Origin of the sequence: Enterobacter mori LMG 25706, assembly GCF_000211415.1 — a bacterium.
In the GTDB taxonomy this organism is placed as follows: domain Bacteria; phylum Pseudomonadota; class Gammaproteobacteria; order Enterobacterales; family Enterobacteriaceae; genus Enterobacter; species Enterobacter mori.
This window is the reverse complement of record NZ_GL890774.1, coordinates 660,547-679,565: the sequence shown is the minus strand read 5'-3', so window position 1 is coordinate 679,565 and position 19,019 is coordinate 660,547. Positions and strand designations below refer to the sequence as shown.

Below are 19,019 nucleotides of genomic sequence, written 5' to 3'. Positions count from 1 at the left end.
GGAGGGAATATGCATCTCATGATAATTATCCTCGCCTGTTTTTTGACGGCATTTTCTGCGACACCCGCCTGGGCGCGAGGGGAGTTGATTGGTGGCGATCTTAGCTTTAAAGGCGTCGTAATGGCTTACCCCTGCAGTATTGCGCCAGAATCGGGGCGGGTTCTGGTCGATTTTGGTGAGGTGTCAACAAAGTCATTGTATATAAACGGAAAAACAACGCCGGTTCCGTTCACTATTACCCTGCAGGACTGTAATCCGAATGTCTTTAACGCGGTGACGGTGACGTTCAGCGGCATCGCCAACGGCAACATGGCGGACCGGCTGGCCATTAACGCCACAGCCCCAGGCAATGCGGGCGGGGTGGGGATAGGATTGCTGGAGGAGGATGATACGCCTGTGCGTTTGAATGTCGCCACGCGTCCCACCCTCAGCAACGACACCCTGTTACGGCTAAGCTTCCAGGCCTTTGTTGAAGCGGAACCCGATGCCATTGCAAACGGAACGTTAACGACAGGGCCTTTTACCGCCACCGCAAATTATACATTGAACTATCAGTAGCGGCGCTAATAGGGAACTGCAGCATGAGGTATCAATTTTTTCTTTACGATAAAAATATTTTTTATTCGCAAGGAATTAAAATGGTTATTACCAGCTTGCTTGCTGAACAGACGGACGTTTTATATTCCTTAACGGATGACTACGATCAGCTGCTTGCTCAACTACAGCGTCAGGTTAACGGCGAGGGCTGCATGTGGATCCTCTGTGATTTAGATAGCCTGCCGCAAGAGCGGCTCCATACGCTGCAATTAATGAAAGAATTTTATCAGCATGAAAATAAAAGCCTGATTATGCTATTGAGTAAGCACAATATGCCTCTTTTTTTTGCACTGTATTCGCTTTTGCCCACCGCGCATTGGCTGCTTAAAAATGAAAATATTGAGAGCATTATGCCGTTTTTTCAGCGTCTGTTGGATAAAAAACGTCAGGGATGTTGCTTTAGCGCATCGCTGGTCAGCTATACGCAAAAAAAAATTTACGACCGGAGCAGAGATCCCACTATTTCAGGGAGTGAATGGTGGTTGATGGAAGAATTATTTAAGGGGAAATCATTATCGCAAATATCAGATGAAGTAAATGTCGATATCCGTCGCTTGAGCTATATCAAGCGCCACTTAATGAAGAGACTGAATATTAGAAGCAATATCGCTTTATTCTCCGCATTTAGAGGCATTATGCCCTGAATCCGTGAGCCAACCTTTCGGTAGAACGCATTAGCGATTTAACGGTGCAAATTATTGCACGTCATTAACTCGAAGTAAGGAAAACGGAAATGAAAAAACTGACAGTGTTTGAAGCCGCTGGCGTTGTAGGGGGAACCTGCAAGACCTGTGAAATCACGTATCAGAACGTCACCGTTGGTGGCGTCACCTCCTGTAAGCAGATCACAACCTGTACGGATAAGCATGGCTGCACGACCAGCATGAGAGATGCTGATTCAAGCAAATGGGGTGGTATCCCTAACCGCTATTAAAATCGGCACTGCCTGGGGTGTGCTGCCCCAGGCTTTTCTACTGTGAGAAAACGATAGTGAACCCATTAACGCGCAAAACAGCGATCGGTTATTCGATCTTTCTGATTATTATTTCCGTTTCGATTACGGTGCTTTTCTATCATGTTTTTGTTTTTAATTCCTTTGCGAAAGATGATTCCGCGACGCAGGCGTTTCGAGAGGTCAGCGCCGAAAAGCTTGCGAAAAGTCCGATAAAAAAAGAGCAGAGTATTATCGAGGTCATGTCTTACGGTTGCCATTATTGTGCGGCAAACGAAGAGAACCTTGCAGAACTTACCCGTAAACTACCGCCGGATACCACATTTACCTCTATTCATATTGCAGGCGAGGATAATGGCCTTGCCGCCTATGCGCCGATCTTTGCCACGCTGGAAGCGATGGGAATAGAAAGGGATGTTCGCGACAGTGCGTATAACGCCATTATCACGCGAAACGTCGATCTGACGGATGAGAAAAAACTGAACGGTTGGTTAGCGAAAAATAATATTGATGTCGTCAAGTTTACGACATTGAGGAAAAGTAAAAAGGTTAAAGAGCGTCTCAGCGAAATGGCGGCTATTGCCGATTACTACGATATTAACGCCACGCCGATGTTTATTATTAATCAACGCTATGTTGTCGCGCAGGACCGCGAATTCCCGGCGTTTGCGCAGCGCATGCTGGAACTGCTCAAAGAGGATAAATAATTCTGTGATCAGATTATTCATTGTCTGGAGCGTGTTTAGCGTCAAAAATAGCGCGGGAAAAATTGAAGTCATTCAGCGAACGCTTTCTCAGTGCGGTATTTTTCTATTGCGAAAAATAATGCGATACGTGCCTCTCCCCGTGACGCTGGTGGTGGCGAAGGGACTCTGCGCACCGCGGCTTCTCGGACGCGCGTTTCGCTTACGAAACGCGGTGGCTAATGAAAACTATCGTTGCCTGACTGGGCAAACGTCCCGGCTGGACGTGGCCTGGATGGCAGTCCGGCGACGCCTGCTGGAAGAGGCCGCCACCTGGGGGCAAAACACGGTGCTGCTTCAGCAAATTCGTGCCTGCGCCGCGGAGCTCGATGCGGTGGTCGCACCGCTGCACCAGCAAAACGCGCCCTACATCCTGGCACCGCTCCATACGGTGTCTGATGTGCTGGCTGCCATCATTGGTGCCAGCGTCACGCCGGGTAAAGCAAGCGTGGTGGTTTCTTCCAGCGCTGAGCTTTACAGCGCCCCCGTCCGTGCGCTTGGGGGTGTTGCACTCGCCTACTGTTCAATTCATCAGGAGAACAAAACGCTGGCCAGCGGCCTGATGGAGCTCATCACCGATGTCGCCGTCGGGCAGCAGAACATGATTATTTTTCCTGATATCTCGCCCGACTATACCTCGCAGGCAGAAGGGGCGCGGGTGGCGAAGCTGCCATGTCGTTTATTTGGTCGCAGCGCAAAGTTGCATAGCGGTCTGGTGCGTCTTTCCGGCGCAATTGCCGCACAGGTCGTGTTTTATCACCTCAGCTATAACAACGGCCTGCGCATCCACATTCATCCGCCGGTGAGCAGTCAGAATGTCGCCAGCGTGCTGCCCGTCATCATTGAATCTACCCTGCGAAAGCACCCGCAGGAGTGGCTCCTCTGGCACAGCCATTCTCTCTGCTTTATCAATCACTCACTATAAAAATGAAAACCACGATCCCGAATCTGATCTTTCAGGAAGAGACCAACGAGTGCGGGCTGGCGTGCGTAGCGATGCTGGCGCAAACGCAGGGGCAGACGATCTCGCTCGAGACGCTGCGCGGCATTTTTCCAGCCTCCGATCACGGTACTTCGCTGGACACGCTGATGGCCATCCTTGCGCGGTTGGGCATTGCGACGACGCCTGTGCTGTTTGAGCATCATGAGCTAAGTGAACTGCCGCTGCCGGCCATTTTGCACTACGGTGCGAGCCACTATGTCCTGCTGGCCTGGCGTAAAGGCAACCACGTCTGCGTAATGAACCCGGCGATTGGCGAGCAGTGGCTGCCCTTTGCCGCGCTTAAGCAGGAGATCAGCGGTTATGCCCTGATTGTGGAACCCGACCAGGTGCTGGCCGCCGATCCCGAGCTGGCGCTGCCGACAACGGTACAGTCCATGCCAGGGGTGATGAGCATGCAGGAGACGGCGGGCGAGCCGGGTATTTATCGGCTGATGCTGTTGACCTTCCTGGTGTCGTTAACGCTGTTTCTGATGCCCACGATGGTCAGTAGCGCCATCAATCAGGCCTTCTCCAGCGTGGAGAACAGCGGCTTCCCGTACGGTTGGTTTATCCTGGCGTTTGTGGTCTCGTCGCTGATGGCTCTGGGCGTTCGGGCGATCAGCGAACGCTACATCAAACGGTTTGTGCTGATCCACAGCGGCGTCGGATTTTCTCGTCTGCTTCAAAACCCACTACGTTTTTTTGAAAAACGAGCCCCCGGGGAGATCTTCAGCCGCTTTACCGCCTGGCAGATGGGCCTGCTGCAGAAGATCGAGCTGGATAATGGTCTGCGTTCCGATTGGGTGATAGGTGCGATCGCGCTGGCGATCATGTTCTGGATCGCCCCGGTCCTGGCGGCGATCTCCGCCATCGGCGTGACGGTGATGGGGATCATCAGCGTCTGGGCCGTGATCCGCGACCGCTGGTTTACCCAGCAGTTGCAGCTGAAAAGCGCCGCGCTGAATGATTTTTTTATGGAGACCATTCAGGGCATCTTGACCGTCAAAACCGCCGGGCTGGAAGGGCAGCGTCAGGGTCAGTTTGCCGCCTTAAGCCGCGAACTGTTTGCATGCTTACAGCGCCAGAAGGTCTATCAACAGGTAAAAGAGGGTCTGTATCAGCTGAGCGGCAGCCTGGAGATGGTGGCGTTTATGCTGGTGGTGCTGCCGATGGTTCACGGCAAGCTGATCTCACTGGGCGATTTTTTTGCCTACAGCTTCCTGCGGCAAATCTTTACCTCCTACGTCACGCGGATCTTCTACGCCATCATTCAGAAAACGCAGCTGCACGTGATCGACACCCGCGCGCATGCCCTTTTTGCGCCACGGGAAGACGGTGCGCGCGCGCCGCTAACAACAATACCGCCAGCTGATGCGGCACCTGATTTGGACTTTAACGCGCTGGGCTACGGGTACGATCCCGCCATGCCCGTCCTCACATCCGTCTCATTATCGCTCCGGTCAGGGGAGCAGATTGCAATTGTGGGGGAGTCGGGGGCCGGTAAAAGCACCTTACTCCGGTTGATAGCCGGGCTGTTCTCCCCACAGGCGGGAGGATGTTATGCAGGCGGGAACGCGCTGCCTGCCGCACAGCTGGCGCAGTATGTCTGCCTGCAAAGCCAGGAGGACATTCTCTTTAACGCCTCGGTGCGTGAAAATATCACCTTATTCGACGCGTACTACCGGGAACGCGACCGCGGACGGGTTGAGGCTCTGCTTGATGCTCTCGCGCTGGGTGACGTGGTGCGTGCATTGCCAGGGGGGCTGGATGCCCTGATCCGCGAGAGCCACGCGGCGCTGTCTCTCGGCCAGCGTCAACGGCTGTTGCTGGCCCGTGCGCTGTACAGCTCACGCCCTGTTTTGCTCCTTGATGAGCCGACGGCCAATCTTGACGACGAGACCTCGGCAATCGTCATGGCAACGGTCCACGCGCACTGCCGCAGGGCTGGAAAATCATTGATTGTTGTCACGCACAGCGGGCAGGTTTTATCGGGATTTCAGCAGGTTTACCGCCTGGCTGACGGCAGGCTCAGCCTGTGGGAGGGTGGCAATGAAGCTTGATTCCCGCTGGGTCATGCTGGGCTGCGGTCTGGCGCTTGCCGTCGCGATGGCGGGGTTTTGGGTGGTGATGGACTCGCCTTCACCGCATGCGCGTCTGGCCGTGGAGACTATCGGCACCGGTGACATCGAAAAGGTGGTGCTGGTGACGGGGATCCTGAAGCCAGCGGTACAGGTTAACGTCGGTGCTCAGGTCAACGGGCAGTTGCGTAAATTGTATGTTCGCCAGGGAGAGCGGGTGAAAAAAGGACAACTGCTGGCGGAAATCGACCCGACGCTGCAGGAGTCGGAACTCAGGAATACAAAGGCACAGCTCGCCAGCGCCCGAGCGCAGAAGCTCTCCGCGCAAGCAACGTTGCTGCGCTACCGCCAGGAGCTGGATCGTCAGCGCATGATGCAGCGCGACGGCTCAGGCGTGCGCAGCGAGTTTGAGCAGGCCAGATCGCAATACGCGGTGCAGGTACAGCAGATTGAGGTGAGCGAGGCGCAGATCGCACAGGCTGAAATGGCGGTGAAAACGGCGCAGGCCAACCTCAGCTATACGCGCATTGTCGCGCCGGTTGACGGCGAGGTGTTGGGTGTTGTGACCCGTGAAGGACAGACTATCGTTTCGTCGCAAACGGCGCCGACCATCCTGGTGTTGGCGGATCTCGATACGATGCAGGTGCAAACGCGTATTTCAGAAGCGGACGTCCAAAAAATTCATCCCGGCCAGCCGCTCACTTTCTATGTCATTGCCAACCCGGATAAACGTTACGCCAGCACCATGGGCTATGTGCAGCCTGCGCCGCAGGACGCGATCGAGGCATCCGGCGAGAGAGGTATGGGCGGGAACCCTCAGGCCGCGGCGGTCTACTACACCGGCACGTTCGAGGTGCCTAACGCCGGTCGTGAACTCAAAACGTCAATGACGGCACAGGTCTTTATTCAGATCGCCAGGGCCAGTAACGTTCTGCGCGTTCCGGTTGCCGCGCTGGGCCAGGCGATGGATGGCGATCGATACACCATTGCCACCGTTGAAGACGGGAATACGCAGTCCCGTACGATCCGCATCGGCATTAACGACCGTCAATACGCCGAAGTGCTTGAAGGGCTGCAGGCGGGCGACCAGGTGGTGCTGACACAAGACGTGGAGCGAGGATAACGGATGGAGCCGATTATCGTTCTACGGCAAGTCTGCCGAACATTTAACGCGGGCACGCAAACGCTGCCAGTGCTGAGTGATATTTCACTGACCTTTCATCGCGGCGAAATGGTGGCGATTGTGGGGGCGTCCGGCTCGGGTAAATCCACGCTGATGAACATCATCGGCTGCCTGGACAGGCCCTCTTCCGGAGAGGTACTGATCAATGGCACGCCGGTGCATAGCGCGGATAACCTCTACCTTGCCGATCTGCGCAGTCGTTATTTGGGGTTCATTTTCCAGCGCTATCACCTGATGCCGTATCTGACCGCAGAAGAAAACATTTCCATTCCCGCGCTGTACACCGCGATGTCGGAACGGGAGCGCACGGCGCGCGTGCGGAGATTGGCCTTTCAGCTCGGACTTGAAAACCGGCTACGGCACCGTCCAGCGGAGCTTTCTGGCGGACAACAGCAGCGCGTGAGCATTTGTCGGGCACTGATAAACGGCGCGCACGTTATCCTGGCAGACGAACCTACCGGAGCCCTGGACAGCACCAGCGGTAAGGCGCTGATGGGCGTGTTGCATCAGCTGCATGCGGACGGGCACACGGTCATTATCGTTACCCACGATCGCGACGTCGCCCGACAGGCGCAGCGCATTATTGAGATCGGCGACGGGCGAATCATCAGCGATGTTCAGCACGCCGAGGCTTGTCCCTCAAAACCGCTGCCGGAGCAGGATAACGGGCGGGCGTCACTGGCGCGGCGCCTTCGCGAATCTGTTCGTATGGCCTGGCGTGCACTGGCTGGGCACCGGCTGCGCGCGTTTCTCTCCATGCTGGGGATCATCATTGGCATCGCATCGGTGGTGTCATCTATGGCAGTAGGGGAAGGCGCGCGGCGGTCAATCATGGATGAGATTGGCAAGTTGGGAAATACGACGCTTGAGATACGCCCGGGAACCGGATGGGGCAATGCGCGTCCGGACATGGAGCATGCGCTGTCGATGGAAGACGTGCGCAGTTTGCAGACGCTGCCGTGGGTGATGGGCGTCTCGCCGATCGTCAGCAGCACGGCGCTTGCGGTGCGCAAAGGCTCCGATTCCTCAATGATGCTGTCCGGTGTTTCGCAAGACTTCTTCTCCCTGCAGGGACTGCGCTTTGTTCAGGGCACGGGCTTTACGGCACGTGATGTTGCGGATGGCGAACCGGTCATCATTCTTGATGAAACCGGGCGGGATACGCTGTTCCCCGGTGGGGAAAATCCGCTTGGTGAGCTTGTGCAGATTACCGGTGCGCCGTGGCGGGTGATCGGTGTCGCCACCCGCCCGGGGCCGAAAGTGGTGGGGGGATTCATGGCTGCGTGGGTGCCTCATACCGCGTTGCAGCAGCGACTGACGGGGCAAATACCGCTGGAGTCGCTGGTTCTCCGTTTCCAGCCGCCGCTGGAGCCACAGGAGGCCGCGGGGCGCGTGGAGCGTCACCTGCTGCGGGAGCATGGGCGGAAAGATTTCTTTATTCAGACCGATGACCGGCTGGCGAATGCCATGCAAAAAACCTCTGACTCTATGTCGCTTCTGATTACCGCGATCGCGGCCATCTCGCTGCTGGTGGGCGGCGTGGGGGTGATGAACATCATGCTGGTGTCAGTGACGGAGCGGACGCATGAAATCGGCATTCGATTATCGGTAGGGGCGCGTCCCGCGGACATCATGAATCAGTTTCTCATCGAAGCAGTGATGATCTGCGCGCTCGGCGGCCTGGTTGGGGTGCTAGGTGCCTGGCTGGTGGGGCAATTTTTTGCCTTCGTCACGGATGCATTTTCAATGGTATTTACCGTCTTCCCGGTGCTGATGGCCTGCGGCTTTTCCGCTGCGATTGGCCTGGCGTTTGGTTATTTCCCGGCGCGCAGTGCCGCACGCCTTAACCCCACAGAGGCGCTGGCTCGCGAATGACAAGACACCTCTTTTTAGCCGCGCTGCTACTTCTGGCGGGGTGTAGCGCGATGACCCGCAGCGACTATCAGCGCCCAATGCTGTCATTACCGACAGGGTGGCCCACGATGACGGAGAAGGAAACGGAAAACGGCTGGCGTTTTAACGATCCCCGCCTGTCTCGGGTAATTGAACAGGTGCTGGAAAGCAATAACGATCTCGCGGCGGCAGCCATCACGCTGCAGCAGGCACGCGTTGCGGCAGGGCTAACCCGCACCAACGTGACCCCCGACGTCAGGGCGAGCGGTTCCGTCAGCAACAGTAAAACGGTGCGTCAGGGGACACCTGCACAGGAGAGCTACAGCGGCGGTATTGCCATCGCCTGGGAGTTGGATCTGTGGGGGAAACTGGCGCGTACCCGTGAGCAGAGTGAATGGCAGGCCATGGCGAGCGAGCAGGATTACCATGCGACCGTCCTTTCTACTATTGGCACCACGGCCCAGCTTTACTGGCGCATCGCCCTGTATAACCAGCAGATCCGCAACCAGCGTGACGGCCTGACGATCTCGGAACAGACCGTACAGCAGGTGGCGTCGTGGTTTAACGCCGGAAAAGTAGGGCAGATTGATGTTCTGCAAGCACAGCAAGCGCTGCTGGAGCGGAAAAATCAGCTCAGAACCTTAGTTCAGCAGCGGCAGAACACACGCAATGCGTTAGCGCTGTTGCTCAACAGACCAGCCGAGCAACATGCGGATGAATCGATCGCGCTGGATGTCCATCAGCAGGTGCCCATCTCGCGCGCAACGCCGCTGCGGGCAATCGCTCAGCGGCCTGACATTCAGGCTGCTGAGTCGCGCCTGCGCGCTGCGCTTGCGGGTTATGACGCGGCTCGCCTGCAGTTTTACCCCGCGCTTTCTCTTGATGCGTCTCTGAATGCCGGAAGCCAGGTTTTCAGTCAGTGGTTCCGCGACCCAATCCTCACAACAGGTGCCGCGCTGGCCTTGCCGTTTATCCAGTGGAATACCCGCCAGCTCACCGTTGAGCAGGCGGATTTAGCGACAAAACTGGCTGCGGTCGCTTTCCGTTCTACCGCCTATGCCGCACTCGCTGAAGTGGATGAGGCCATGGAAAACCGGCTAAGCGCAGATGAGCAACGCGCCAGGCTACTTCAGTCGCAGGCCCTGAGCCAGCGGCGATTGTCCCTCACGGAAAACCGTTATCGCGCAGGCGCGGTGGATTTCCAGACGCTGCTCGACGCGCAGGACGAACTGTTGACCACAGAGAACGCCCTCGCGCAAATCCAATACGACTACCTTTACGCCACGCTGCAGCTCTGGCTGGCGCAAGGGGGCGACACGCAATACAGGATAATGAAAGATGAAGCTTAAACATGGAGATAAGCGGGTTGTTGTAACCGGTTATGGCGCCGTTACACCCCTTGGCGTGACGGCTGATGAGAGCTGGCAGGCGATCGTGAACTACCAGCTTGGGTATCGTTACGTCGATTACACGGCGCAGAATATCAAAACCCATTTTCTTGGGCTGGTGGATAACGAACCCAGCCTGGTCGGGGTGCCGGCCGCCGTCAGACGCCGCCTGCCGCGGTTTGCCCGGCTCACGTTTGGCGCGGCGCGTCAGGCCATGGCGATGGCCTTTGGTGACCAGCCACCGCAGGAGTTCTACAGCCCGTTAGACTGCGGAGCGATCATGGGCACCGGCTGGGGAGGGCTGGACGAAAGTTACGATGCGCAACGTGATTTTTCGGCAACGGGTTTCGCCTCGCCTTTTAACTGTTTTTATTCGATGCCGAGCGTCACCACTGCCGCCTGCAGCCAGTTCTGGGGGCTTAACGGTTTTCAGAATACCGTTGTGGCGGCCTGTGCGACGGGAACGATCGCGATTGGCGAAGCCTACGAGGTGATCCGCACCGGAAGGGCGCAGATGATGCTGGCAGGCGCCGGGGAGTCTCTGACGAGTCCCTGTGCGATCTGGAATATCGACGTATTAGGGGCGTTGAGCAAAGAGGCGCGGGATCCGCGGCGCGCCAGCTGTCCTTTCAGCGCGCACCGTAATGGATTCGTGCTGTCAGAAGGCGCGGCGGTGCTGTGTCTGGAGGAGCGCGAGGGGGCGATCGCGCGAGGAGCAACTATTCTCGGTGAAATCACGGGTTACGCCAATTTCTCTGACGCCTGGGATTTTACCTCGCCCGCCGAAGACTGCCTTGCGCGCGTGCAAACCATCATCTCCGTGCTGCGGCAGGCGGAGCTTGAACCCGGGCACCTGGACTATATCAACGCTCACGGTACCTCGACGCCGCTGAACGACATCAACGAAACGCAGTCGCTAAAAATGGCGCTGGGGGATGCGGCCTGGTCTATCCCCATTTCCAGTACGAAATCCTACTCGGGACACTTAATTGCAGCCGCAGGCTCGTTCGAGAGCATCGTCTGCCTGCAGGCCATCGCCCACGGAATGATTCCCGCAACGGCCAATTTCCAGCAGGCCGATGAGCGCTGCGACCTTGACTATGTTGTGGAAGGGCATCGTAGCGCGAATATCCGCCGTACGCTCAACCTGAGCTTTGGATTTGGTGGCGCAAACGCGGCGTTAATTCTGGAGAAACATTCATGATGACGCTGCATTACAGCCAGCAGGACGCACGGTTGTGGGCTGCATTTTCAGGGGATTACAATCCGGTGCATTTCGATAAGGCATGGGTGAAATCGCAGGGCGGAAGCAGGCTCAGCGTTCACGGCATGCGCGCATTGCTGGATGTTAAACGTTTCATTAGCCCGGAGGTTCGCCGCTCACCCTTTCTGAAGTGTACCGTGCGGTTGCGCAGACCGCTGTGGCGGGATACCGATTATCTTCTGATGCGCGACTCGAATAAGCCCGTTTCTGCCGCCGTGCACGATCTTACCGAGCAGAAAGTCTGCCTCTCATGCACTATCGTGCCGGTGAGTCTTTTCGCTGTAGAAGAAGCAGAAAGTCAGCGAGAACTCGGCGCGTCAACGATTGCCGCGCTGCATCAGACTTTTTTGCCTCTGCTTCCCGACGCCCGGCAGTGGCATTTTCTTGATGCGCTGCTGTTTCGCCATCTTCTTCAGGATACCGCGCTGTTAGATCAGAACGTCATTGCATCGCTGGTGCCGGCTGGTCGTACGCTGGACGCGCTATTCACCCGCTATCCCGTTGTGCAAACCCATCAGGAGGTTGTTTTCGACAGCCATCTGCTCGCGCCCTGGCAGTCGATGCCTTTACCAGAACCTCTTGAGATCGAGACATTACCCGCCATGGTGGTCGGCGATCTTTTACAGGGTGCAGTGGTGCGAATTGCTGCGCAAACCCGCTATCAACAACACTACATTAGCAGTGCCGTGACGCTGAAAGTCGGCCCGCTGACAAAAGGAAATGCAAATGAAACCGTATGAAAACATCTACAGCAAAATCAGCGAAATGATTGCCGATGCGAAAGATATGACGCTGGAGGCGCTGACGCCGGGCACGACGCTGTCGCAACTGGAACTCGACAGCCTCGATTATGTTGAATTGATGGTGCTGGCGAAACGCGAGTTTAATGTGACCCTCACAGCTGAAATGTTTATGAAAAAGCAGCCGATGACCCTCCGCGATTTGAGTCTGTACATCGAACAGGAAATGGCCGGCTGAGATGGAAAAGAGATGGATGTTGATCACCGGCGGCAGCAGAGGAATTGGTCAGGCTTTGGTGAGCCACCTGCTGCCCGACTGGAACATTGTGTTTACCGGCCGCAGTGAGGCCGGTATTGGCCGCACGCTGGCGCAGGCGCGCAAACTGCACACGTCAACCTGGGTTAAAGGTTACCGCTGCGATGGTCGCGATGAGGGGAATGTTCAACGACTGGCGATGTCGCTGCTTGATGAGTTTGGCGCACCCGCGGCGATTATTCACAACGCCGGAATGACCCGTGACGCACTGCATATTCATCAAACGGCACGCGACTGGCAGGATGTGCTGACGAACAACCTGGTTGCGCTCGTGAACTGGAACCGAATTCTCTTGCCCGCCATGATGATGCAGGGCCGCGGAGCCATCGTGCTCATGTCTTCCGTCACGGCAATAAAGGGCAACAGCGGGCAAACGGCTTATGCGGCCAGTAAGGCAGCAATGATTGGCCTGACACGTTCGCTGGCTCAGGAGATGGGACGGTTTGGTATTCGGGTAAACTGTCTGGCACCTGGACTTATTGAGGGAGAAATGGTGGAGGCTATCCCTGAGGCCCGCCTGAAAGCTATGCGGCAGAACATTCCCTTACGCCGTCTGGGGCAAACGCAGGACGTTGCGCACGCGGTTGCCTTTCTGGTCGGAGAAGGGAGCCGCTATCTCACGGGGCAAACGCTGGTGCTGGACGGAGGTTTGTCAGTCTGAGGTAAGGCAACCGCGAGAAGGGCTACTTCTCGCGGCTCATGACGAGCTCAGCTGATTAATTCGCTGTACCAGCGCGCGTCGTTCTTTAACGGATTCCTGGAATATCTGTAATAAAATAGCACTGTGTTGCCGCACGATCCCCGCCAGTTCGGGTGTGATTTCCGCCGTTTCAGCCACGCGAGTCTTAAATTCCGACGATAGCGTGACTCCCTGCAGTAAGGAGGCCAGCCAGATACTGGCTTTGATGATCGTCACTTCCGGGGGATAGGCTGATTTTGCATCTACCGATTTCTGAATCTGACACCACCCGGCAATGTCTCGGATTGCTTCGATGGGATAGAGTTCATCCCACACGGCATTACCCCCATCGGCATGTGCTGGTGCGGCGCACACGGCCAGCGTTGGGAGATTATGCAACAGCCCCCCGATTTCAATTTTCAGACACTGCACAGGAGGAATACCCATCTCTTTGGCAAGGTATCCCGATATTCTCCCAACCACCAAAGAATGCTGAACGCCATGTTGACTGAAGCCATCAATAATAAACGCCAGCATACCGGCGATATCACGGAAGTTATGTAAAGAGATGAAGTCGTTATGAATGCGGGGGACTTCTTTAATATAATCGTCAAATGCGGTCGATTTTATTCTTAGCCAAAAGTGTTCGCTTTTTGCGACCCTTCGGAATGCGTTGATATATTCTGGTTGAAATAATTCACTTTCACCGCTGACAATGATTTTTATAATTTCTTCTTTTGCCGTGATGATATCGCCAGCACGATAGTGTGCGATTAAGACATCCAGACGATCCGCCAGATAGATGATATGGCTTTCTTTAGGCGTTTTTACGCCATTAACACACGCGCCTCGACCATTTTTCCATTGGGTATGATGATAGCGTACAATTGCATGTAATGGATTCAGTAAAGGAACACTGGCCAGTAATTCAGCCCCCACAGCGGCGTGATTATTGAGTTCATTATCGTAATAGCTCATGGGCTGGAGGCGAGACTCTTCGTTCAGTCCTCCGATATCATGAAGCAGGGCTGCCAGCAGTGTTTTCCGACATTGCGCAGGCGTAAACTGCGACTCACGTGCCAGAAGCCATGCAATATACGCCGTTCTGACATGATGCAAGTTAAGTCGGGGGTTGATCATGTCTATTATTTTTGAAATGCAAGCCAGTGATTCTATTAAGTTTATATTCATGATATTGAAAATTTAACTTACGCTGTGCTTCGTTAAAGAAAACCACACAAATTAATTTCGCTTGCAACCATACTGCGGGAATGTGTGGTTACCAAAGAGTATTGTATTATTATTGAATTTATCGAGGTAAATTATCTTGTCATCAGACCCTTTGCCAAACAATAAATTCAGAGCAACACTGTCGTCAATATTGTCTGTACTATCGCGCAGGGTGAGGACGCTTGTGACTTGATATAAATGTGCGCTGGCGTTAAACGGTTTATATTTTATCTTTAGCGTGCGTGATATAAGTTGGTTTTTATTGTTATGAGAAAGTAAACCATCGATATTGATAAATATATTATCGTTCGACATGTTGAAAAAAATCAGACCTTCAGCTTGGATAGTATCGTCATTGATGTTTTGTACAACAGAAAACTGCGACTCACATGAGAATGTAGAGGGTCTGGTAAACGAAAAAATCCCCCCCGCCAGGGAGAGGCCGAGGCAGAGGAACAGGAAAAAGACGCGCTTAGACATTGGTTTTTTCTCTGTAATAAAAACTTTCGCAGTTGCCGTTATTACACTCAATCAGAAGCAAATGTATAATATTCCCCAGAGCTCCTTTTATCTGCTTTTTGTAAAGATACAATTCTTTAGGCTGTGAGCAGTCGAACGGTTGCGTTGTAAAATTAAAACTATTTTTGACATCCCATAGCGTCAGGGCGGGGGAGGTAAAGATAATGCATTGGTCGTCAACGATTTTATGTATATCCTTCCCGGAATCGACGTTATGAGGCCTAATTAACAAAAGGATTAATACAAAACCCAGCGTCATTATTCGGGCAATCCTTTCAAAAAAAGAAGGAGAAGGTGGGTTGCGGGTGGGATCGGGGACTTTTTCTTCCAGAAAAGGGGTTCGATACTCGCGATCGTTATGGATGACGACGTCATCCGCAATCTTGAAACCAATGCGCGGAACGGTAGTAATGATCTCTTTTTCTACGCCCAGGTCGCTCAGGTTTCTACGTAACGTAGAGATATATTGATTTAGATTACTATTTGATGCTCTGGCACCGTATTGATCAAATACCGAATGGAAAATTTCACTCCTGGAAAGGATATCGCCGCGGTGGTTGAGTAATTCAGCTAACAGACGCGTAGAAGTCTGGGATAATTCAACGCAATCTCCGGTCAGCAGATTCAGGAGAGATGCATCCTCTGTATCAAAAGTGATAAATCCCTCAATATCGTACCTCATTTCCCTCTCCTCCCTAAGCCTTACTTTTCTCTCACATACCGACTGTTTTTGATAAAACAGTATGAAAGTCAGATAAAAATCCTGTTTTTACTTTCATCTAAAGCTAATGTTGCTGGTTGACTCAAGGGATTTCATACTGCTAACGCCTTCAAAAATCAGGAGTCGACAATGAAACTCTCACAGTGTTCATACAACCCGGGTGCTGTACATCCAGGCTACAACGCCCCTCACGACAATCTGCAGATGTTAGCGGCGGAAATGGGAATAAGTGGTCTGGCGACGATCAGAGGGCCGGAACAAATGTTGATTCTCAATTTATTGAAAGATCATAGCACGCGCGGTCTTTCCACCAGGGAGCTTGCCGATCTGTGCGGTATTTCAATTTATAAAGTTAGACACTTACTTCTTCCGCTGGAAAAATATGGCCAGGTTATACGGGATAAAATGCAAAAGCATCATCAGTGGTTTTTATCAAAGAAAGCGACATAAATTATGTTCGCATTCTAACAAGGGGTATTTTTATTTGCAACAATGGGGCGGAAGTCAAATAGATATGTCTAAAACATTTGAAAAATACTAATTATAATCTCGCAGGGTGGTAAGAAAATTCCCAATAAAATTTTTAATGTTCGGGTATTAAGGATAATGTTTTTATGTTTTTTGACTCAGAATAATATTGCTGCTTTTACGACTGAATGCCCCGCTTTCGTAAATGCGGCACGTGCATCTCTGCATCAGGGTTGCCGTGATGAGGAAGCACCGTCTGTTTGACCAAAGAAGGCATCTAAAGGGAAGTGAGCGAATGTTTTTTTCAGGCGCAGAAAAGCAAAAACCCAGCCATAGGCTGGGTTCTTTAAATAGTGGTGCCCGGACTCGGAATCGAACCAAGGACACGGGGATTTTCAATCCCCTGCTCTACCGACTGAGCTATCCGGGCAACGGAGCGCATTAAACCGCAAACCCGCCCGATCGTCAACACTATTTCGGGAAAAGCGATTCAACTGCTTAACTTTGCGGCAGTCTGTCGGTTTGTGCGTCGACGCAGAATGCTGGCTTAAGTCAGTGCCCCGCCCATACGGCACTGGGCGAAGCGCAGAATGTCCTCCGCCAGACGGTGAGCAGTATCCACATCCGCCTGACTACGGTTCACCAGCATGCGGCTCAGGCAACCTTCCAGCACCAGCTCCATCTGCTTCGCCACCATCGCCGGGTCATCCACTTCAAGCGTGGTCAGCAGTTCGTGGGTAAAATCATGCGCCGCACGTTTTTGCTGATCCGCCAGCTGATGGATGGGGTGGCCTGGATCGGGGAAGTACGTACAGGCGGCGATGAACAGACAGCCCGGATAGCGGTTGTTGCTGACGCATTCCGTCAGGGCGGTATAACGCGCCAGCAGCTTTTGCTCTGCCGTGAGCTCTTCATTAAGCATCAACTGCCTGCGCCAGATATCCACCTGCTGGCTGAGGTAGCGCAGGGCGTCATAAAGCAGCGCATCTTTATCGGGCCAGAAGCGGGTAAGCTCGTCCAGAGGGTAATCGATACGGTCGGCGACCATCTCAAGCGTGGTGCTGGCGATCCCTTGAATCTCAAGTAATTGCAGGGCTTGTCCCAGTACGTCTTCACGTTGCACGGTTTTCTCCTCCGTTATTCCCAACGGTTTGTCCCGTCTAAAGTGTTGTTTACGGTTGGCGATTGCGCAAATGCGCACTGAACGCCGTCGCATCCATAAACCCGGTTACACGCTGCATCGGCTGCTCTTCGCCCTGCTCATTGAAGAACAGAATCGTTGGCAGCCCAAGAACGTTAAGTTGTTTTAGCAGCGCTTTATCCTGCGCATTATTGGCTGTCACATTCGCCTGGAGCAGAACCGTTTCTTTCAGAGCTCGTTGTACCTGCGGATCGCTAAAGGTGTATTTTTCAAACTCTTTACAGGCGACACACCAGTCGGCATAGAGATCGAGCATCACCGGTTTGCCTTTGGCTTGCGTCAGAGCGGCGTTGAGTTCATCCACGTTATTAATCTGCGTGAAATTCAGGTGCGCCTGCGTCTCGCTAACGGGTGAGCCGAACGCCCAATCCTGTAGCGGACGCACGCTCACCAGCGCAGCGGCGAGCAGAAGAATTTGCACCAGGCGCATCCACGTTTTTTTTGCGCCCAGGCTGACGATAAATGCCCAGGCGAAGAAGGCCACGCCGAGCATTGCCCACAGGCGAATGCCCCAGACATCACCGATGATGCGCTCCAGCAGGAACACAGGCAGCGCCAGAATCACAAAGCCAAACGCCGTTTTTACCGTCTCCATCCACGGGCCACTCTTGGGCAGCAGGCGGTTGCCGAAGACCGTCACCAGAATCAGCGGCAGGCCCATGCCGAGTGCATAGAGGTACAACGTCCCGCCGCCGAGCCACATGTTGCCGCTCTGGGCGATATACAGCAGGATGGCGCTCAGCGGCGCGGTGGTGCAAGGGGAGCAGATCAGCCCTGCTATTGCGCCCATCGCAAACACCCCGCCTGCCGATCCGCCCTGCTGACGGTTACTCATCAGCGTTAAGCGGGTTTGCAGCGAGGAGGGCAGCTGCAGCGTGAACAGGCCAAACATCGACAGCGCCAGCAGGATAAACACCGCTGACAGGCCGATAAGCACGTAAGGATGCTGAAGCGCCGCCTGGAACTGTAATCCGGCAGCGGCGACGACGAGGCCGAGCGCGGTGTATGTCAGCGCCATACCCTGCACGTAGATGAAGGCCAGCAGCAGCGCACGTGCGGTGGAGAGGCGTTGTTTGCCGCCCAGTACGATGCCCGAAATAAGCGGGTACATTGGCAGGACGCACGGCGTAAAGGCAATGCCGATGCCGATCAGTAAGGCCCACAGCGCTGAGAACGGAAGGTCTGACGCGGCTTCGCCTTCACCTTCACCCCTCACCCTGGCCCTCTCCCCTGAGGGGAGAGGGGGAATAGCGGCGGCAGCATTAACTTCACTGAGGGGCACGACCTTCGTTTCCGGCGGATAGCAGAACCCGGCATCCGCACACCCTTGATAGGTGACGGTCAGCGTAGCACCCTTGTCGGCCTGATTCACCGTAACGGGCACGCTTAAGCGCTGGCGGTAGATTTCACTCTTACCGTAAAACTCGTCCTCGTGCCACTCGCCCGCGGGCATCTGCAGTGCGCCCACCTTAGCCTGGGCAGGCGTAATGCTCACCTGCTTGCGGTAAAGGTAATAGCCCTCTTTCAGCTGCCAGGTAAGATTGAGATCGTGCTGGTTTTGCTGAAAGTCGAAAACGAACGCCTGGTCGGCAGGAATAAAGTTCGAACGGTCGGGTGCGTCAAACAACCCGGCAAAAGCTGACGTGCTGCACAGCAGCAGGATCAGCGTAAGGAAGCGTTGAGCCATGAGAGATAGTCGTTATCGCCGTGGACCACTGGCAGCACCAGCAGTTCCGGAGTTTGGTAAGGATGATGAGATTTGAGGCAGTCGAGAAGCGCCTGCTGATTCGCCGGATTGGTTTTGAGCAACATCTGGACTTCGTACTCCTGCTCCAGCTTGCCTTCCCAGTAATAAAGGGAGGTGGCACCGGGGAGGAGCGTCACGCAGGCAGCCAGTTTTTCGGCCAGCACTTTGGCGGCGAGATCCTGGGCAGTGGCTTCATCAGGGGCGGTGCACAGTACGACAACAGCATCAGGCGTGTTCACAAGTCGACCTCCTCATCACGAAAGTCTTCACTATATCACGCAAGGCAGTTGGTCATTAATGAAACGGGCCGCAGAGCGG

General features: G+C 54.4%; 20 protein-coding genes and 1 tRNA gene. 14 read left to right on the top strand and 7 right to left on the bottom strand.

What is annotated here, in order from left to right; translation table 11 throughout:
* Positions 1-18 precede the first annotated feature (18 nt).
* From ENTMO_RS0105080 to ENTMO_RS0105020, 13 genes are all read left to right on the top strand, one after another.
* On the top strand, positions 19-558 hold the full coding sequence (locus ENTMO_RS0105080; protein WP_458860949.1) for a fimbrial protein: 540 nt from the start codon (positions 19-21) through the stop codon (positions 556-558).
* A 23-nt stretch (positions 559-581) separates the two neighbouring features.
* Positions 582-1,241, top strand: coding sequence for a transcriptional regulator (locus ENTMO_RS0105075; protein WP_010427796.1), 660 nt, complete (start codon positions 582-584; stop codon positions 1,239-1,241).
* A gap of 89 nt (positions 1,242-1,330) precedes the next feature.
* Positions 1,331-1,531 carry a DUF4762 family protein gene (locus tag ENTMO_RS0105070; protein ID WP_010427795.1) on the top strand — a complete coding sequence of 67 codons (201 nt, stop codon included), beginning with the start codon at positions 1,331-1,333 and terminating at the stop codon, positions 1,529-1,531.
* Positions 1,532-1,587: 56 nt separating this feature from the next.
* On the top strand, positions 1,588-2,256 hold the full coding sequence (locus tag ENTMO_RS0105065) for a DsbA family protein (protein ID WP_010427794.1): 669 nt from the start codon (positions 1,588-1,590) through the stop codon (positions 2,254-2,256).
* 4 nt (positions 2,257-2,260) lie between these two features.
* Complete coding sequence (locus ENTMO_RS0105060) at positions 2,261-3,217, top strand: lysophospholipid acyltransferase family protein (RefSeq protein ID WP_010427793.1); 957 nt, start codon at positions 2,261-2,263, stop codon at positions 3,215-3,217.
* A gap of 2 nt (positions 3,218-3,219) precedes the next feature.
* Positions 3,220-5,334 (top strand): peptidase domain-containing ABC transporter, encoded by a 2,115-nt coding sequence (locus ENTMO_RS0105055; protein WP_010427792.1) that lies wholly within the window; start codon positions 3,220-3,222, stop codon positions 5,332-5,334.
* Entirely contained in the window at positions 5,324-6,475 is a 1,152-nt protein-coding gene (locus ENTMO_RS0105050; RefSeq protein WP_010427791.1) for an efflux RND transporter periplasmic adaptor subunit, read from the top strand. Before ENTMO_RS0105055 ends, ENTMO_RS0105050 begins: the two co-directional genes overlap by 11 nt.
* 3 nt (positions 6,476-6,478) lie before the next feature.
* Positions 6,479-8,410 carry an ABC transporter permease gene (locus tag ENTMO_RS0105045; protein WP_010427790.1) on the top strand — a complete coding sequence of 644 codons (1,932 nt, stop codon included), beginning with the start codon at positions 6,479-6,481 and terminating at the stop codon, positions 8,408-8,410.
* Positions 8,407-9,777, top strand: a complete 1,371-nt coding sequence (locus ENTMO_RS0105040) for a TolC family protein (RefSeq protein ID WP_029484977.1) — start codon at positions 8,407-8,409, stop codon at positions 9,775-9,777. The genes ENTMO_RS0105045 and ENTMO_RS0105040 overlap by 4 nt, the downstream gene beginning before the upstream one ends.
* Positions 9,767-11,020 (top strand): beta-ketoacyl-[acyl-carrier-protein] synthase family protein, encoded by a 1,254-nt coding sequence (locus tag ENTMO_RS0105035; RefSeq protein WP_010427788.1) that lies wholly within the window; start codon positions 9,767-9,769, stop codon positions 11,018-11,020. Before ENTMO_RS0105040 ends, ENTMO_RS0105035 begins: the two co-directional genes overlap by 11 nt.
* A complete protein-coding gene (locus ENTMO_RS0105030; protein WP_010427787.1) occupies positions 11,017-11,820 on the top strand; it encodes a hotdog family protein in 804 nt (267 codons plus the stop codon). Before ENTMO_RS0105035 ends, ENTMO_RS0105030 begins: the two co-directional genes overlap by 4 nt.
* Positions 11,807-12,058, top strand: coding sequence for an acyl carrier protein (locus tag ENTMO_RS0105025; RefSeq protein WP_010427786.1), 252 nt, complete (start codon positions 11,807-11,809; stop codon positions 12,056-12,058). The genes ENTMO_RS0105030 and ENTMO_RS0105025 overlap by 14 nt, the downstream gene beginning before the upstream one ends.
* Position 12,059: 1 nt before the next feature.
* Positions 12,060-12,797, top strand: a complete 738-nt coding sequence (locus ENTMO_RS0105020) for an SDR family oxidoreductase (protein ID WP_029484976.1) — start codon at positions 12,060-12,062, stop codon at positions 12,795-12,797.
* A gap of 36 nt (positions 12,798-12,833) precedes the next feature.
* On the opposite strand, the gene ENTMO_RS0105015 is transcribed toward ENTMO_RS0105020, so the two are convergent.
* The 3 genes from ENTMO_RS0105015 to ENTMO_RS0105005 are packed head-to-tail and all read right to left on the bottom strand — an operon-like array spanning position 12,834 to position 15,246.
* Positions 12,834-14,006, bottom strand: a complete 1,173-nt coding sequence (locus ENTMO_RS0105015; protein ID WP_029484975.1) for an HD domain-containing protein — start codon at positions 14,004-14,006, stop codon at positions 12,834-12,836.
* A 51-nt stretch (positions 14,007-14,057) separates the two neighbouring features.
* A complete protein-coding gene (locus ENTMO_RS0105010) occupies positions 14,058-14,525 on the bottom strand; it encodes a FidL-like protein (protein WP_010427783.1) in 468 nt (155 codons plus the stop codon).
* A complete protein-coding gene (locus ENTMO_RS0105005) occupies positions 14,518-15,246 on the bottom strand; it encodes a winged helix-turn-helix domain-containing protein (RefSeq protein WP_010427782.1) in 729 nt (242 codons plus the stop codon). Before ENTMO_RS0105005 ends, ENTMO_RS0105010 begins: the two co-directional genes overlap by 8 nt.
* Positions 15,247-15,414: 168 nt before the next feature.
* On the opposite strand from ENTMO_RS0105005, the gene ENTMO_RS0105000 reads away from it, so the two are divergent.
* Entirely contained in the window at positions 15,415-15,735 is a 321-nt protein-coding gene (locus tag ENTMO_RS0105000; RefSeq protein WP_010427781.1) for a FaeA/PapI family transcriptional regulator, read from the top strand.
* A gap of 372 nt (positions 15,736-16,107) precedes the next feature.
* Here ENTMO_RS0105000 and ENTMO_RS0104995 read toward each other — a convergent pair.
* The 4 genes from ENTMO_RS0104995 to cutA all read right to left on the bottom strand — a co-directional run bounded on the left by ENTMO_RS0104995 (position 16,108) and on the right by cutA (position 18,940).
* Positions 16,108-16,183 (bottom strand) — tRNA-Phe (locus tag ENTMO_RS0104995).
* A gap of 117 nt (positions 16,184-16,300) precedes the next feature.
* On the bottom strand, positions 16,301-16,876 hold the full coding sequence (locus ENTMO_RS0104990; protein ID WP_010427780.1) for a transcriptional regulator: 576 nt from the start codon (positions 16,874-16,876) through the stop codon (positions 16,301-16,303).
* Positions 16,877-16,925: 49 nt separating this feature from the next.
* Entirely contained in the window at positions 16,926-18,641 is a 1,716-nt protein-coding gene (locus tag ENTMO_RS0104985) for a protein-disulfide reductase DsbD (protein WP_010427779.1), read from the bottom strand.
* A complete protein-coding gene (gene cutA / locus ENTMO_RS0104980) occupies positions 18,617-18,940 on the bottom strand; it encodes a divalent cation tolerance protein CutA (RefSeq protein ID WP_010427778.1) in 324 nt (107 codons plus the stop codon). Before cutA ends, ENTMO_RS0104985 begins: the two co-directional genes overlap by 25 nt.
* Positions 18,941-19,019: the final 79 nt, after the last annotated feature.